This is a genomic window from Nitrosophilus sp. (assembly GCF_982775275.1).
The window spans coordinates 1-1,522 of record NZ_CEXZHP010000272.1 but is presented as its reverse complement, the minus strand read 5'-3'; the positions used below and the strand labels follow the sequence as shown (position 1 = coordinate 1,522).

The 1,522-nt window shown below is 29.8% G+C and carries 2 protein-coding genes and 1 pseudogene; all 3 read right to left on the bottom strand.

Annotated features, from left to right (window positions below; translation table 11 throughout):
• A pseudogene (locus AC30RD_RS09165) lies at window positions 1–410 on the bottom strand (hypothetical protein); the annotation flags it as partial.
• Window positions 411–425: 15 nt separating this feature from the next.
• Window positions 426–764, bottom strand: a complete 339-nt coding sequence (locus AC30RD_RS09160) for a P-II family nitrogen regulator (protein WP_489494226.1) — start codon at window positions 762–764, stop codon at window positions 426–428.
• A gap of 13 nt (window positions 765–777) precedes the next feature.
• On the bottom strand, window positions 778–1,522 hold a 745-nt coding region (locus AC30RD_RS09155; RefSeq protein WP_489494224.1), incomplete at its 5' end, for an ammonium transporter family protein.

Here is a 1,522-nt window from a genome sequence, read left to right as displayed (position 1 = left end):
TCTTTACCATATAAATCTATATAACTTTTAGTGATTGGATCAAGTTTAGGTTTTTTAGTGATTTTTGGTTTAATTTTTTTTGGTTTTATAACTTTTTTTATTTTTTTAGGTAAAGGAGGTTTTTTATGGATAGCTTGTTTTGCAACTATTTTTTGGGAGTTTTTAGGTTTATTTGGTTTAAAATTATTTAATTTTTTTTGATTTGAATTTTTTATAAGTTTTGGTTTTGGCTTTTTTATAGGCTGTTTTTTAGGGTTTGATTTTAATTTAACTAGAGTAATTTTTGTATTATTTTGATTTGAGTTTATTTTTGATTGCTTAATAACTTTTTTATTTACTAAATAATTATATAAAACAATATGCAAAATCAAAGAAAATAAAAAAGCAATTACAAATCTAGCACCATTCATTAATAAAAAAGAAGCTTAAATAGCTTCTTCGTTTTCTTCTCCAGTTCTAATTCTAACTATTTTTTCAATAGGGCTTACAAAAATTTTACCATCTCCAATTTTACCGGTTCTTGCAGATTCACTAATAGCCTCAATAACTTTTTCAACATCTTCTTCTTTTACTATTAAATCTATCTTAATTTTAGGTAAAAAATCTACAACATACTCTGCACCTCTATAAAGTTCACTATGCCCTTGTTGTCTTCCATAACCCTTGACATCACTTATTGTCATACCAGTTACACCAATTTCGCTCAGTGCCTCCTTTACATCTTCTAACTTAAAAGGTTTTATAACCGCTTCAACTCTTTTCATATTTTCTCCTTAATTAATATGCTCTTTTAAATTCTGGATATGCTTCAAGTCCACACTCATTTACATCTAGCCCCTCAGTTTGAGCATCATCATCTGCTCTAAATGAAACTATTTTATTAATAACATATATTACCACATAAGAGCTTATAAATACAAATAATCCTACAACAACTACACCTTTTAGTTGAGTAAAAAAGCTAACTTCACTACTAAAAATACCAACTGCAAGTGTTCCCCATATACCATTAACTAAATGCACTGACAATGCTCCAACAGGATCATCTATTTTAAGTTTATCAAAAAAAGGCACTGCATAAACAACTAAAATCCCACCAATCGCTCCTATTATGATAGGAGAATATATATCTAAAATATCTGCACCAGCAGTTATCGCAACAAGACCACCTAAAGCTCCATTTAAAATCATAGTAATATCAAGTTTTTTATATTTTATATACATAAAAATTCCAGTTATTATAGCTCCAGCAAGTCCTGCAGTATTTGTATTCATCACTGTTAGAGCAAAAGTATCAGCTGCTTCTTTACTAGCAATACTTCCAACACTCCCACCATTAAATCCAAACCATCCTATCCACAAAATCAATGCCCCAAGTGTTACCAATGGGATATTACTTGCAGGTATCACTTTGACTTTATTATTTTGGTATCTACCTTTTCTAGGGCCTATAATTAAAATTGCTGCAAGCAATGCCCAAGCTCCAGTTGAGTGAATTACTGTACTCCCAGCTAAATCATGC

What these genes read in the sequence shown, in the direction of transcription:
- AC30RD_RS09160 (WP_489494226.1), bottom strand. Translation starts at nt 764, where the DNA reads ATGAAAAGAGTTGAAGCGGTTATAAAACCTTTTAAGTTAGAAGATGTA.